At 46.4% G+C, this 15647-nt stretch carries 11 protein-coding genes; 6 read left to right on the top strand and 5 right to left on the bottom strand.

From position 1 onward, the window contains the following. The first annotated feature begins 104 nt into the window (after positions 1-104). From VCHENC03_RS09850 to VCHENC03_RS09865, 4 genes are all read left to right on the top strand, one after another. A complete protein-coding gene (locus tag VCHENC03_RS09850; protein ID WP_009706596.1) occupies positions 105-1892 on the top strand; it encodes a sodium:solute symporter family transporter in 1788 nt (595 codons plus the stop codon). A 37-nt stretch (positions 1893-1929) separates the two neighbouring features. Further along, the gene (locus VCHENC03_RS09855; RefSeq protein ID WP_009706595.1) at positions 1930-2478 is read left to right on the top strand and encodes an acyltransferase; all 549 of its coding nucleotides are present in this window, start codon (positions 1930-1932) and stop codon (positions 2476-2478) included. Positions 2479-2485: 7 nt separating this feature from the next. Next, positions 2486-4675 (top strand): heparinase II/III domain-containing protein, encoded by a 2190-nt coding sequence (locus VCHENC03_RS09860; RefSeq protein ID WP_009706594.1) that lies wholly within the window; start codon positions 2486-2488, stop codon positions 4673-4675. 64 nt (positions 4676-4739) lie between these two features. After that, positions 4740-5729 carry a polysaccharide lyase family 7 protein gene (locus tag VCHENC03_RS09865; RefSeq protein WP_009706593.1) on the top strand — a complete coding sequence of 330 codons (990 nt, stop codon included), beginning with the start codon at positions 4740-4742 and terminating at the stop codon, positions 5727-5729. A gap of 106 nt (positions 5730-5835) precedes the next feature. Here VCHENC03_RS09865 and VCHENC03_RS09870 read toward each other — a convergent pair whose 3' ends face one another. Together VCHENC03_RS09870 and VCHENC03_RS09875 are read right to left on the bottom strand one after the other, a co-directional pair. After that, positions 5836-6222, bottom strand: coding sequence for a hypothetical protein (locus tag VCHENC03_RS09870; protein ID WP_009706592.1), 387 nt, complete (start codon positions 6220-6222; stop codon positions 5836-5838). Positions 6223-6264: 42 nt separating this feature from the next. After that, a complete protein-coding gene (locus tag VCHENC03_RS09875; RefSeq protein WP_009706591.1) occupies positions 6265-8256 on the bottom strand; it encodes a peptidase U32 family protein in 1992 nt (663 codons plus the stop codon). A 218-nt stretch (positions 8257-8474) separates the two neighbouring features. Here VCHENC03_RS09875 and VCHENC03_RS09880 point away from each other — a divergent pair, with 218 nt between their 5' ends. Beyond that, on the top strand, positions 8475-8924 hold the full coding sequence (locus VCHENC03_RS09880) for a DUF302 domain-containing protein (protein WP_009706590.1): 450 nt from the start codon (positions 8475-8477) through the stop codon (positions 8922-8924). A 5-nt stretch (positions 8925-8929) separates the two neighbouring features. Here the strand turns inward: VCHENC03_RS09880 and VCHENC03_RS09885 are convergent, their stop codons facing one another. Continuing rightward, positions 8930-9862, bottom strand: coding sequence for a hypothetical protein (locus VCHENC03_RS09885; protein WP_009706589.1), 933 nt, complete (start codon positions 9860-9862; stop codon positions 8930-8932). A gap of 233 nt (positions 9863-10095) precedes the next feature. Next, positions 10096-11982, bottom strand: coding sequence for a methyl-accepting chemotaxis protein (locus tag VCHENC03_RS09890; protein ID WP_009706588.1), 1887 nt, complete (start codon positions 11980-11982; stop codon positions 10096-10098). A gap of 317 nt (positions 11983-12299) precedes the next feature. On the opposite strand from VCHENC03_RS09890, the gene VCHENC03_RS09895 reads away from it, so the two are divergent. Next, positions 12300-15050 (top strand): M16 family metallopeptidase, encoded by a 2751-nt coding sequence (locus tag VCHENC03_RS09895; RefSeq protein WP_009706587.1) that lies wholly within the window; start codon positions 12300-12302, stop codon positions 15048-15050. 68 nt (positions 15051-15118) lie between these two features. Here VCHENC03_RS09895 and VCHENC03_RS09900 read toward each other — a convergent pair whose 3' ends face one another. After that, positions 15119-15445: a (2Fe-2S)-binding protein gene (locus VCHENC03_RS09900; protein WP_009706586.1), complete on the bottom strand. Its 327-nt coding sequence runs from the start codon at positions 15443-15445 to the stop codon at positions 15119-15121. Positions 15446-15647 lie beyond the last annotated feature (202 nt).

Genomic DNA, 15647 nt, shown 5'->3' with positions numbered 1-15647 from the left:
GTTTTGTTTATGGTGTAAGTCTCAGTTGTATCTGAAACATGTCGATTAGAACGTGTTGAGTAATTGAGATGTGTGTGCCTCCCTACAAAAACAGGAAACGAAAAATGGACATCGATGTAATCATAGTTTTAGGGTACTTCGCCTTCCTCATCGGATTAGGCTGGGTATTTCGCTCAGCAGCAGCGAACACAAGTGAGTACTTTCGTGGTGGCGGTAAGATGCTTTGGTGGATGGTGGGCTCTAGTGCCTTCATGATGGCGCTGAGCGCTATGACATTCACGGGCTTGATGGGCAAAGCTCTGACTAGTGGCATGTCAGTGGCGATCGTATTCTTCGCTAACGCCCTTGGTTATTTTATCAACTATCTATTCTTTGCGGCGAAAGCTCGACAAATGCGCGTTATCAGTCCTATTCAGGGCGTACGTTTGCGTCTTGGCCGTGTTAATGAGCAAGTTTTTACATGGGCTAACGTTCCTCTTAGCGTGCTTCAAGCCGCTATTTGGTTAAATGGCTTAGCTGTTTTCACTAGTGCGGTGATAGGTGTGCCCTTAGAGCAGACCATTGTTGGCGCTGGACTCGTCGTTCTATTTATTTCTCTAGTTGGTGGGAGTTGGGCGGTTATTGCCTCAGACTTTATGCAGATGATCATCATTACTGTGATGACGTTTATCGCAGCAATGGTTGCTATCTGGAAGTCAGGTGGGGTTGGCAACTTACTTGAAGTAGGTTTACCGACACAGCAACTCATTGGAGAGGGGTATAGCTACTCTTACCTATTTGTTGGTTGGTTTATCTGTATTTTTGTTAAGCAGTTTTTCAGCACCAACAACATGGTGGACTCTTATCGATTTATTGCATCAAAAGATACTAAGAATGCTCGAAAAGCTGCGTTGTTAGCTTGTAGTTTGATGATCATTGGGCCTCTGATGTGGTTCTTACCTGCGTGGTTTGTTGCGGGGCATTACCCTGATACCAGTACTTGGGGACTCGAAGGTCTAGGCAGCAAAGTCGCAGACGCAACTTACTACATGTTCGTTAAGAATGAGATGCCTGTCGGGATGGTTGGGTTGATGCTTGCTGCTATGTTTGCCGCAACGATGTCATCGATGGATTCTGCGTTAAACCGTAACGCAGGGATCATTTTAAAAAGTGTGTACGAACCTTACTTCTGTAAAGACGCAACAGAAGCGAAGTTGATGAATGCGAGTCGAGTGCTTACTGCCGCGTTTGGAATCATCATTATTATTTCTGCTTTGTTCCTTACTTCTTTAAAGCAGTTTGGCCTTTTTGACCTCATGATGCTTGTTGGTACCTTGGTCGGGTTTCCGGTTCTTATCCCCTCTATCATGTGTTTCTTCATCAGAAAAACACCTGATTGGGCTGGTTGGGGAACGATTTTAGTGGGGATGGTAGTTTCCGCGATTATTGCGTTTGTTATTACACCAGAGATGATGCAAAGCATTCTTGGACTTGACCAACCTCTGTCGGCACGTGAGTTTGCAGAAATGAAGTCAGTGACGCTAGGTGTGGTTGGTCATATGTCGATTACTTTACCGTTCTTTGTCCTTTCTCAGTTCTTTTATAAAGGACATGCTCCAGAGCGAGAAGAGGAAGTGAATCGTTTCTTTACCAATGTTGATACTGAAGTGGTGGTTGAAGACAGCGCAACAAGTATCGCAATGGACAATAAACAGCGCGACATGTTAGGAAAAATGCTTCTGATTGCTGCTGTCTTCCTCTCTCTATTAGTCCTTATTCCAAATCCTATGTGGGGACGAATGTTGTTCTTGATTGTTGCTCTAATCATTGGAGGTATTGGGGGGCTACTTCTCTTCGCTTCTAAAAGAGCTAACCGCTCAGTAACTCAAGTCTCCGCAATTAATAATGCTTAATCAACATGGGCTGATTCGTTCAGCCCAAGGAACTCCTATGTCAGTACAAAAAAAGTTTGGCGGCGAACTCAGTGATGAAGAGTTTCGCAAATTCACCTTATATACCACTCAAAGTAACAACAAACAGGATGATGAAGCTCGCGCTCAGATTCTTGGTTTCACGAATGAAAACGTGCGTATTGCGCCAGGAGCCATTGTGCGTATTGGCGAGAATCAGATCGGCCCACGGAGCTATGTTGGCCTGTATAGCTACATCAATGGTGACGTCTCCATAGGTGAAGATGTCGCAATTGGCCCTCATGTTTCTATCGTTGCTGGTAACCACGTTTTTGACCCCGTTACAAATTGTTTCAGTGGACGCAGCTGCTGGGAAGAAGGGAAAGTGGTTATTCAAAGAGGAGTTTGGCTTACCACTGGTGTCGTTATTACTCCTGGAACGAAAGTTGGAGAGTGTGCGCTTGTCTGTGCAAATTCAGTTGTCACGTCAGATGTTCCCGCTTATGCGATAGTCGCGGGCACGCCAGCTAAACAGGTTGGTCGTATTGATCCTGAGTCAGGCCAATATCATTGGTTTAATGAGGAGTAAGTAATCAATGTTATCTCTAACAAGAAAGCATGACTTTCAGTTATTTACTTCACCAACGAAGCACTCGGCCGTGGTGAATCCGCCAAGTTTCAACTGGCCACATGAGTGTTATGAAGCCTTATATAGTATTGAATTAGAGGCTCTAGGCGGAAAGCAATCATGGCATTGGGAGCATGTTCAATCACCGATGCAGTTGGATTTCTCTCTTGAATCAGGAAGTTACCGTTGGCGAGTGAAATGTGAACAAAGTGGCGAGTTGTCTCACTGGAATGAGTTTTCTATTGATGCTGAAACAGAGGCATATTTAGCTCCTACGGCTAAAGAACTGTTTGCTTTGTGTGATGGGCATGACCAGTTCCTGCTCTATTTTAATGAGGATATCTCAGCGGTAAAAATTGCTTCTTCAGAGTTACGCCCGAAGTTTGTTGCAAGTGTTGAAGATATTGATATTGAAGCCATTCAATACCCAAATCACTATCGCAGAGGTTTGGAAGAAGGAAAGCGCACTGCCATTGCGAATGTGCGCAACTGGATTGACCGTGATTTGATGGCCTTAACTCTGCTCTACCGAGTTTGGGGAGATGAAACTGCGGGTTACCAAGCTTGTCAGTTGTTATTGCGTTTAGCTGAATGGAGCCCAGAGGGACCAGCCTCTTTACTTCGTCCATGCACTTGGGGAGATGAGGTTGGCCTGTCTCTAGCGAGGAATTTATATCTTGCTTACCACTGGTTGTCGCCTTTATTAACGGCTGAAGAATGTGATTTTGTTCGACCGTTACTGGTTCGTTTAGCGTTTCAGATGGAAGAAAGGCTAGAGCAAGATCAGTTTAAGCAGTTCCCTGGTCATTCTCATACATCAAGGCTTCCGGCTTACTTAGGGATTGCAGCTCTTACTTTGCACAAAGAGTTTGATGTCACGACATGTGAACGTTGGTTGAACTATGCATTGATGATTTATCGTGGTGTCTTGCCATTTTATGGAGGAGCCGACGGTAGTTGGGTGGAAGGGCCTTTTTACTCTTCGTCATACACCAAGTGGCACCATCCGTTTTTTCTGGCGGTAGAACGTTTAAGCGGATTCTCTTTCTACAATCATCCGTTCTACAAGAACTACGTCAAATTTGCGGTGGACTTTGTGGCGACTCAAGAACGTATTCATCCGTTTGGTGACGGCTTTTGGTGCCAGCGAGAAGGTAAAGAGTGGCCGGGATTCTTCGCTCAAAATCCATTACGTATTTATGCGCAAAGGTTCGGCGATCAGACTGCTCGCCATTTGGACCGCGTGCTAGAGAGTGGTATTGAATCTTACAAGCTGCATTTGTTAGATGTTGTGCCGACCATCCCTCAGTTGCAGCATCGAGAGATGACTAGCTGCGTCATGGAGCCTTCCGGAGACTTAAACCATATTTACTATTCCTATGCGGGCCTTGGCAAGTTGTCGAAAAGCAAGATGGCTTTGTATTACCGAGCGAGTCAATTTGGCAATAGCTCACACCGTCATGCTGATCAAGGCAATTTTGCTTTTGTCGATCATGGACAAAATATTTTAACGCCAAGTGGCAGCTATGGTTATCGATTTGGTAGCCAACATCACAGTTTGTGGACACGAACCACTCAAGCGCACAACTTACCTTTAATTGCAGGGGTGGGGCAAAAATTGGATTGCCCTTCTGGTATTGCTCATCTCATTAAACAGAAGAATGGCTCTGGCTTCAGTTACGTCGTTCTTGACCTAACGAAAGCTTACACAGGCTGCAAACACTATTGGCGCACGCTTGTTCAATGCGCAGATAAAGGAATAGTGGTTTTTGATGATATTGAGTTAACTGAAGCGAAAGAGGTCCAATGGCGCTTGCATACTCCGAGCCAAGTTGAGTTTGGTACAGATAGTATTCACCTTCTTCAGGAAAACCTTGAATACAAACTTACGCTTACTGGAGAGGCATTGAGTAGCCCTCAGCTAGTGCCAGAAATCAATGACGCTGATGGTTTCTATGGTGATGTGGAATCGGATGCTCAGAAGCAAATTCATCATCTGGAATGGCAGTTACCTGCTCGCTTGACTCATCGTGTTGTGATGAGCTGTGCAAAGGAGTCCGAGTTGTGTTGTCGCCTTGATGACGAGGGAGCCATTGTTCAGTGGGATGACTCTTTTCTTCGTCTTGGAACCAAGGAGCACATTCTCCAGCCGCAGTAATACCTCAAGTTCACTGCACTTTTATCGCAGCGGACTTTTAATATAACGATAAAGAGAAACAAATATGCATATTACTTCTAAAACCCTACTAGCGTTGACCATTTCGGCAATATCTTCTCATGCGATGGCACAGCTTGATCCAAGCAAAGCGCCATCCGAAAACTTTGATTTGTCCAAATGGAAAATTGTGATTCCGATGGAAGACACAAAACCTGAGCGTAAAGGTAAAGTGATGGAAATCTCTAAAGCCGAGTTGAATAAAGGTTATCAGCATGCACCATGGTTTTATACCGATAAAGAGAGTGGCGCTATGGTGTTTGCGGCTCCGAACAAAGCGATGACGACACCGAATTCGAGTAATGCTCGGTCAGAACTTCATGCTTTAATTTCAGATAAGGCATCGATAGGGCCTTATGAACCTGAGAATAACTTTGTTCTTGCTTCACACCCTAATGCTGACAAGTTTGGTGCAATTGGTGGAAAGATGAGTGCGACACTCGCTGTCGACCATGTCAGCCAAAGTGGTGACCACCGTCATAATGACTCTTTCTCCGTTGTCATTGGACAAATTCACGCTGGAACCAATGAACCCCTTAAAATCTTTTACCGAAAATTACCAGATCAAGAATATGGTTCGGTTTATTGGAACTATGAAAATAACGCATTAGGGGATGATTACCACCGCCGTTTGGATATTTCTCACAATGTATTTGGTAAAGCGAAGATTCGATTTGGTGAGCCAGAACCTATGGATGGCATCAAACTTGGAGAGAAGTTCGCGTACGACATCCAAGTCGATTGTGATGTCATGTATCTTGAGTTCACAAAAAACTTAGAGAGCAAAGTGCCTATTACTCGTTCTTTTGCGATTGACCTAGCGAAGGGGCATTACCTCGGCAACAAGTACGATGCTGGATATCAAAACGAATGGTTCTTCTTTAAAGCGGGCGCCTACAACCAATGTAATACGGGAGTCGTGCGTTGTAAAAATGAAGGGATTGAAGCAGGAGATTATACTCAGGTTAGCTTCTATCAACTTGATATTAAACACTAATTGAAAGAGTTATCAGTATGATGTAGAGGCTGTTTTGCCCTTGTTCTGTACTGCACAAAACAGGGGGGAATAGCCTCTAATTAAACTCTCATGAATGATAAGGCCGCTAAGCGCGATAAAACTTACTGTCGTTGAAAACGTCACGATCACGCGGATCGTTCGATAGGAACATCCACATCTCTTTCATGCTTTGTTCAAAGAACTCTTCTTCAAACACCACCATAGAGCAATGTTCACCAAGGCCAGTCACGAACGGTTCGAGCGCTTCAAACCCAATGCGTTCGATGTCTTCAATATCAATGAAATACAGCTTTTTATCGGTTCTTTGTTCGCTTTCTGCGGGTAATTTGCCTTTACCAAGTACAGAGAAGTTAAGCTCAACGGTTAAACCCGTACGGTTTTGTTTGAGCTCATAAACCGCTTCGGTTTGCGCCATCACGCTGTAGTTCAAATCATCAAAGTAGCTCAGTGTTTCTTGCTTCATTGGGTGCATAAGTCTTCCATAAATTGTGCAGTTGAATCTGATGAGATTCCGTTACAAGCCTTTCAAGTATTGAGCGTTTGCCGTTGGGTGAATCGCGGTATTAAGTGCTTCAACATGCTGCTCATTGTATTCATTCAGCAGAGCGGTAAAGGCATCGATCAATTCAGGTTTGGTCATCGTGACTTTGGTTTCTGTCTGGATCTCGCGCAGATCGATCAACACGTCAGTTATCAGCTGCGGCAAATCTTGCAGCACTTGTAGGTTCAACACGTTGTGCTCGCTGTAGATCGAGTTGTGACTGCCTTTTTGTTTTTGCACCACATACGGATTGTCTTTTAAGTTGATGATCGATGTGCGCTTGTCACAACGCTTCAAACAGCCTTTGTTGACCTTAATTTTGCGGCAACCTTCGGTTTGTTGGAACAAACATTGGCGACTGGTGAGCAGTGTGTTCGGGTGGTAAACGCTGTAGTAGCTGCGCATGTTGTGTGGGCGCTTAATGTGGCGCATCTGCTTCATGTTCAGCTCGTTAGAGATAAACGCACCGCTTGCGGCGAACTCTTCTTGCAAACATTTGAACGAGTAGGAGTTCACCGTGTTCATCTGCGGGCCAGCAACCCAACCTAATCCCTGCTCTTGAGCCACAATGCCCACGCCAGAGTTATTGGTGATCGACAATTCTGGCTTCACTGCTTCTAAGAATGTACGTGCGGCTTGGTAATCGTCACCAATCAAAATCGCAGGGAACCAAGGTTTCAATCTTGGGTTTGCTTGGAACAACTCGATCATCGCATTCAGTTCACCCGCCAATCCCATTGGTAGTTGGAAGTACACATCGACATTGCTGCTTTCGCATAGTGCGGTGTCTTCTACTGATGAAATCAAGACAGATAGCTTCGGAGCGCCTTCGCGCATATCTGGTTGAGGCAGCGTTGGCAAAGTTGGTACATCAATCGCGCCCTTTAGGCTGTTGCCAGAGGCTTGCGTTGAAGTTACATCAAAATCTTGAGTCTTCTCTGCAACCTTCTCAATGATTGCGGTTTTGTCGTCGTAGAGCTTCTTCTTCACGCCTTGCACATCATCGGCGGATTCGCATTTGTAGATCTTCGAGAAGTGTTTTACGGCGTGATCGCGAGGGTTGTCGATGTACATCGCTTTACCGAAATCACCTTGCAAAAACGCGTTAGAGAAATCACGGTTAAATACGGTGTACAACTCTGTGGTGTCGTTCGACAGTTCTACGCCATCACACAAGCGGTCAATCTGTTTGCGCCAGTTATCGACCACGGTGTAAACGTAGTGAGATTTCTTAATGCGGCCTTCCACTTTCAACGAATACACGCCCGCATCGGCAAGCGCTTCTAAATCGCCAAATGCCGAGTTGTCCTTCATGTTGAGAGGGTAGCTGTTGCCTGTTTTGGTGGATTCATATTGCTCACGACAAGGCTGACTACAACGACCACGGTTGCCCGAAGCGCCGTTACGCGCAGAGCTGATGTAACAGATGCCTGAGAAACCAATGCAGTAAGAGCCGTGCACAAACACTTCCATCATCACATCATGCTCACGACCAAACTGAGCCAGATGCTTGATCTCATTGATGTTCAGTTCACGAGAGAGGTTCACGCGGCTCGCCGTCAACTGGTTAAGGAACAAGATCTGTCCCTCGTTGTGCGTGTTGAGCTGAGTGGAAGCGTGTACGTCTAGATCTGGGAAATGATTCTTGAGAATGTAAGCCAAACCAAGATCTTGCGCGATCACGCCATCAATCGCGGTGGTGTTTAATTGGCTGAGCAAACGCACGATGGCTGGGATTTCGCTTTCCAGAATCAATACGTTCAGAGTCAGGAAGATCTTACAGTTGTGCTGATGAGCTAGCGTCAGCACGCCATTCAAGTTATCTAAAGTGAGGTTGGTCGCTCGGTTGCGGGCATTAAAACGGTCGAGTCCGCAGTAGATAGCATCGGCACCCGCAGCAATGGCTGCTTTGATGGAATCCAGATCGCCGCCCGGGGCTAATAACTCAAATTGATCGCGTGTCACTAGTTATCTCTTACTCAGTAAAATAGGTCACGTATTTTATGTGCTTCACGGTTTTAATGTTGGACTGATTAACGCTTTATTAATCTGAATCAATTTTCACTCTGAGTCGGTCTATTGTTGATAAGGAAAGCCGAAAATCAAACACGTACAAGTCGCGAGTCTGGGTCTTGGCTTCTATAGTTTTTGGGTAATGAGATCGAAGCATAAGGAATAAGCAGATGGTAAAAGCAATAACGGTAGGATTGGTCGCAGTGTTGGCATCGTTTTCCTCTTTGGCAGAAGAAAGTGTAGTACGAGTCGCGAGTCAACATTCGGTGCAAGATACCGCGAATAAGTTTGTCGAAATCGCGCAAAGTAAGGGCTTAAACGTGTTTGCGCGTGTGAATCACCAAGAGAATGCGGCTAAGGTCGATATGGATCTAAGACCAACCGAAGTGATTGTGTTTGGTAATCCCAAAGTGGGCACGCCGTTGATGCAATGCGCTCAAGAAGTCGCGATAGATTTGCCGCAAAAAGTGCTGGTTTATGAAGATGCAGAAGGCAAAACTTGGCTCGCTTACAACAACCCTATGTATCTAAAAGAGCGCCACAAGATTGAAGGGTGTGACGAGGTGTTGACCAAAGTCAGTGGTGTGCTGAGTAAGCTCACAGGCGCGGCAGCGAAGTAGTTTCCTCATGCTGCTCGCGGTCTTTCCATGTGTGAGCAGCATTCTGCAAGCCAACCGTTACGGTGAGCGGCATTGTAAGCACCTCGACAACAGCGCAGCCAATCTCGTTTACTTGAGAAATAGGACGCGCTGCCTTTACAGATCTTAAGCGTCCATTTTGAACGTGCAGAACGCATGTGGGCGCAGCACCTTTTCATCCAATTATTTCGGTGGGCGGCGAAGTAGGCTCCGCTGCATCCTTCTTGCCACGCTGTTCGTGTTTTGTAATCTGCCGCGCTTCTCATGCAGGCATCCAACGTCCATTTCTTTTGTGTTCTTGGTTCGCCCATATGAGCGCAGCATTGCTCTAGCCATCCTCGATTTCTTGCGGCTTGATAGGCGCTTTTACAATGGCTAATCCATTCCGTACGAGTTTTGAATGGTCGGGCGCTTTGGATACAGGCTGATAAGTTCCACTTGAGTTCGATTGGTTTCATGTGGGCGCAGCAGTCTTCTAGCCAACCGTTACGGTTAGCCGCGTTGTAAGCGCCGCTGCATCCGCGCTGCCAGTCGGAGCGAGTTTTGTACCGTTTGGCGTTTTCTGCGCAGGTTTCAAATGTCCACTTTTTCCCAGTTCGAGAAGGAAGCATGTGCGCGCAGCAATCTTCTACCCATCCGTTTTTTCTGGCAGCATGGTAAGCGCTCTTACAACCATGATTCCACGCGGAGCGTGTTTTGTATTTAGAGGCGCTTTGTTTGCATTTTTCGTACGTCCATTTCAAGCCAACGCGCTGCATGTGAGCGCAACATTGGTCGAGCCAGCCGTTGCGATACGCCGCGCTATAAGCCGCTTTGCATCCTTCACACCACTCCGTGCGAGTCTTGAATTTTGCTGCACTTTGTTTGCACAGTTCTAGGTTCCATTTGCCCCGTTTTTTGGGTAGGTCCATAAGATTCATAAGCGCACCCCTTCAAAAGTTTCTGAATAAGGTTGAAAAGCCGTTTCCCTAAAAGTTTTGCCTATCCTGTTCTCTGAGGAACTTACTGATGTTGATAGGCGATAATGTTGATTGTGTTGCTTTTATGTACGGTTATTCGGGGCTTTCGGGTCAAATTAAGCCGAATTTACAGGCGAGAAAAACAACAAACCCCGCAACATGACGGGGTTTGAAATTGAGGGTTGAAGTGGGTATTACGCCAGTTTGAAGGTTGCCACTTTCGAGTTGAGATCTTCTGCTTGAGACTTCAACTCAGATGACTGATTCATCGACTCTTCTGCACCGATAACCAAGTGGTCCGTCACGTCTTTGATTGAAGTAACGTTTTGGGTGATTTCATTGGTCACGTGGGTTTGCTCTTCCGCGGCGGTGGCGATTTGGGTCGCCATATCGCTGATCATCGCTACTGCCGAGTTGATTTCATCCAGCGCTTGAGAAGCACGGTCAGCATCTTCTACCGAGCCTACTGCCAGTTCAGAGCTGCGTTCCATCAAAGTAACAGCACGCTGAGTCGTGCGTTGTAGCGTTTCGATGGTGGATTTGATCTCTTCTGTCGATGTATGAGTGCGTTGAGATAGAACACGTACTTCATCCGCAACCACAGCAAAACCACGGCCTTGCTCGCCTGCACGCGCGGCTTCGATCGCGGCGTTCAATGCAAGTAGGTTAGTCTGCTCTGCAATGTCACGAATGGTCGATAGCACGGTATTGATGTCTTGAGCATGTTGGTTTAGTTCACTGATCACGCCGCTGGCTTGGTTTACTTCCGAAGACAGGTTGTTGATCGAGTCTTTGGTGTTAACAACCAACGCATGACCATTTTGTGTGCTCACGGAAGAGTCTTGTGCCACTTTCGCCGTTTGTTCAGCGTGAGAAGCGATCTCTTGCGTCGCAGAAGCCATTTCCGTTACTGCCGTTGCCACAAGTGTGATTTCTTGTTGCTGGTGGTTGAGCTCGTCAACAGATTGGTTTGCACGTTTGGTGCTCAGCTCTGACTGATGATTCAAATCTTCCGCTTGGTGACGAATGTGGCCGATAAGCTGCTGAAGGCTGGCAACGAACTGGTTGAAGTTCTCTGCCAGTTCACCCACTTCATCGCGGTTCTCGACTTTGATGCGCTGAGTTAAATCACCGCTACCATTAGCGATTTGCGATAGAGCATTTGAAACGTTGTAAAGCGGACGGAATAGGATGTTACACAGCAGGTTAAACAAGGCCACACAGATGATCACTACGATCGTTGTCGCGATGATTTGGCCCCAAACTGCGTCGTAAAGTGGGGCAACCAAAGAGTCATTATCCAGAACCGTGACCGTTGTTAGCTTAGTGCCGTCGATAGCTTTCGCGTAAACCACGAAGTCTTTGCCATTGATGGACACGGTACGATCTTGACCAGAACTTGCTGCCGCTGTGATATCGCTGTTGTTCAGCCCCAATTTGCTGACAGGCTGGTTAAGCAGTTTGCTGTCATTGTGGGTGAAGATATTGCCTTGGTCGTTGGCGATAAACATGTAACCTTCACCAGGCAGAATCACTTGGTTCAGGCTATTTAGGATGTCACCGATTTCCACGTCTGCACCTAGCACGCTGGTTTGACCGTGAAGTTGCAATGCTTTACCCAAAGACACCACATTCGCGCCAGTTGCTGCAGCGACAGTCGGGTTGTCCATAAAGACTTTCGAAGGGTTCGCGATCGCGTTGGTGTACCAACCCCATTGACGAGGGTCGTCGTTACCCGGTGGGAGGACAACACCGTTTGCGTTGTCTTGAGAGCCGTCTGGATACGCAAGGAAGACGTTATCAAACGCAGCAGAATCACGAACTTGTTTTAGGTGGGTCACAATGGCGGATTTCTCAGCGTCTTGTGACAGTGATGTGAGTGCGCGCTCTTTCGACAGCAGCCAATCGCTCACATATTGGTTGTAAGATGCGCTGGTACTTTCTAGGCGTTGTGCGACTTCAACATCAAGTCGCTCCAAAGCATCACGGAAAGACAGCCCCTCCACCAACACTCCCCCGAGGATGATGGCAGCACTGGCAGAAATCGCCAGCTTGTTCTTCAAAGATAAATTCTTAAGCATAAAGGTATCGTTGGCTCTTATATTTATAAAAATGGGTATTTCGCGCGAACATTATATTTTAGTGGTCAAAATAAATTCCGATCTATGTCGCGTATTTGAGTCGCATTAACTTCAGTGCGCAAATATTAAACAATGTGGTTTGCCTTTTTGCGCTAACTTGATTAGTAGCGAAGTGTTATCTAAGACGTTGTAAAACCTTCTCATTTTATAAAATGTGAGCTAGGTCTTACTATTCAGGCGTAGTTTTCATATTAAATATCAAGCATATGGCGTGCTCGATATATTGCCTCAATTGATTATTATTAGGGACGATAGTTATGCGTAGCACGTTGTTACTCACCGCATTGTTGCTGTCAGGGTGTGCTCTGACTCCCCAATCGACACCGCTTCAAACCGATCCGAATTGGTACGTTGATCAACTGCCTAATGGGATGAAATACCACATTTATCCAACCCAAGATGAAGAAGTCTCGGTACGTTTGCTGATGAACGTTGGCTCCTTCCAAGAAGACGCGACTCAAAAAGGCTACGCGCACTTTATTGAGCACATGGCGTTCAACGGCAGCACTCACTTTTCTGGCAATGACGTTGTAAAGCTGTTTGAAGCATCAGGCGGCAGCTTTGGTGCAGATATTAATGCCACGACCACTTATCAACAGACGACCTACAAGCTTGATCTTGCTAATCCGAGTAAACTGGATGATGCGTTAACGTGGATGCGTGATATCAGTGATGGCATCGAGTTCGAGCCAACGCAGGTAGAAAAAGAGAAAGGGGTGATTTTAGGAGAGTGGCGTCGTGCGCGGCCTGATGATAAATCCCTATCTTTTAACGCGTACCAAGCTTCTATTGAAGGCACGCCTTATGCGGAGCACGATCCGATTGGCACGCGTAGCTCAATAGAAAACACGACATCACCAGCGTTAAAAGCGTTCTATGACAAGTGGTATCAGCCACAGTACGCAGAGTTAATTGTCACAGGTAATGTTGATGTCGAATCTATCTCAAAGATCATTGAGAACAAGTTTTCTAACTGGGAAAGTGTTTCGAATGCGGCAGTAGAAAAGCGTCGTGATATTCGAGTGAATAACGCTAATCGCATTTTACCAAGCAGTAAGATGGAATCACCGAGCCTACATTTGGTCATTGATCGGGATTCTGTTACTCGACAAACCATGCAGCAACAACACAAAGCTTGGCAAGATGAGTTGAGTGCCCAGCTGATCCAACAACGCTTACTGACGGTGTTGAATGATGCGGCCGAATCGTTCCAATACGCTTATGCGCAACCTTATTCTTCCAACTATCATCGCATGATGTCGGCGGGGGTGTCTTTTGCTCCTGAGCGCCGTGACAGCATCCAACAAATCTTCTTGAATACTCTGACCTCGCTGCGTGATTACGGTGTGACTCAAGAGGAACTGGATGGCGTGATGTCGGGTTGGTATGGCGAACTGTCTAACCTAGACGCTGATTGGGCGAAGCGAAAGCCTGCTGGTTATGCAGAAGCGCGAGTGTATCAATTGGAGCGAGATTCAGTATCGCAATCCAAACAAGGGTATGAGCAAAGCTTAGCCACCTTTGTCGCTGCTAATGACCTTAACCACGCGAACAACGAGCTAGAAGCCCTGTTATCGGAACCGGTGAATTTTGTGGTGGGGTTAGGTAGAACAGAAAGCAAAGAACAGTTCGCAGGTGAGTTTGCGTTGTTAAGCGCAGCTTACGCACAAGCCGGTGAAAAGCCGCTTGAGATGTACGCGAAAACCGATGGTTTTATTCAGCCAACTAAAGAAGGTGACATCACCGCCGTTCGAGAAGAGAAAGGCGGTTTCCAAGTTTATTCACTCTCAAATGGCATCGAAGTTTGGTTCCAGAAAGATGAGAAAGCGGCGAACCGAGCCTACATTTACTTAGCTAGCCAAGGTGGCAAGGCTGCGCTTGATAAATCACTCTATCCTGCGTTTGAAGTGGCGACCATGGCAGCGGCACGCAGTGGGTTGGGGGATTTCTCAGGCTCTGAACTCGACAGCTACTTACGCAAAAACGACATTTCACTCTTCCCGATCCTTGGACCGACGAATCACGGTATTGAGGTCATCACACCCAAAGCACATTTAGCCAGTGCCATGAATGGTCTGTATAACGTGGCGACGGAAATCAAAGTCGATGAGCGTCAACTCGAAGCGGTAAAACGTGAATACGTTCAGCAGCGACGTGCTTTCTTTGAATCACCAATGGGCCAGTGGATTAAAGCCGCAAATGAAAACGCATACTTGCCGAACAGTCGCCATCGCCTTTTGTCCATCAATGGCGCAGAGAACGTCACACCGGATCAAGTGTTTGCGATGCACGAAGCCTTGTTCAAGCATAACTACGGTTACAAAATGATCATCGTAGCCGATGTCGAACCTGAGCAGATCACACCGCTGCTGCGCAAGTATGTTGCATCGATTGATCTAAAACCGGCCGCGCCTGTCGATTACCATATTGAGTTTGATCCCAATGCGAAAAGTCGTTTGGTCATGGCCGCAGGTAACGAGCCATCTTCGCTGTATTTGCTGCGTTTAACCAATGAACGAGAGTCTCCGAGAATGGCACGTGATACGGTGGTTGAAGACATGCTGCAACGCATCGCTGCTGCACGTGTTACGGCACAATTACGTGAAGAAGCAAGCTTGGATTACAGCCCTGGTATCTACTCAATTACACAAGATAGAGAACAAGTTTCGGATTGGTTCTTTGAATCACAAATCGATCCAAAAGACGTCGACAAGATGGACGCTCAACTGGATAAAATCTTTGATGGTCTAGCGAAAAATATCACGCAAAAAGAAGTCGATACGGCCGCTAAACAACTTGCTGTTTCTATGAAAGATATGGATGACAATCCGGGACAACGCAGTTGGTCATACACTCGCTACTTAGTGCATGATTACGGGCTTGATGTCTTGCTGGACATTGATAAAGCAGCGCAAAGCGTTACATTAGAAGAGGTGAGGGCGAAAGCGAAACAGGCCTTTGGTAGCAAAGCCAAACGCACCACCATCATTTTAAATCCCCAACAATAATCATCAAAAAGGGCGACATTCGTGTCGCCCTTTGTTTTTGCTCGGTAGGGTAAACTCGATTGTCGGTTTTAACCGCACTGGCAAGGTGTGGTTTCGCCTGTCTTTATTTGTTGCTTGTACGCTTTAACGGCTTCTTTTCTTGCTGCATCAAGATCAGGCCGACGCACCACGACTTTCATCCCCGATTTAGGTTTTACCTTGCAAGCGTAACGAGGCTCACCGTCCACTTCCACTTTGCATGCATGGCAGCAACCGTGTTTACGTTTGTTCTTCAAGCAAGGTGCGGCGATATTCACTTTGACCTTGCGTGCCACTTCAACCAGATTTTGGTCGTCAGGTGAAAGGGTGATTTGGTGGTGAGCAATCTCGATGATTGCAGGTTTAAAGGTAAACATAAGCTCTTAAATTACTGTTATACCCAAGTGACTTCAAGATGCAGGATTCAGAGCGTTGTCATTGATTCGAGGTCAAGGAAAACAACGCAGCGTAATAGCTAGCTCTTTCCAAGTTGTTTGACGCAGAAATCGGGTCAATGACACGCTCCCGAAGGGCGAGTTGACTTGGCTTGTATACTTTGTTGTCGATTCTTGATTTGGA

It is taken from the genome of Vibrio sp. HENC-03, assembly GCF_000305755.2.
GTDB lineage: Bacteria > Pseudomonadota > Gammaproteobacteria > Enterobacterales > Vibrionaceae > Vibrio > Vibrio owensii.
This window is presented reverse-complemented; position numbering and strand designations above follow the sequence as displayed.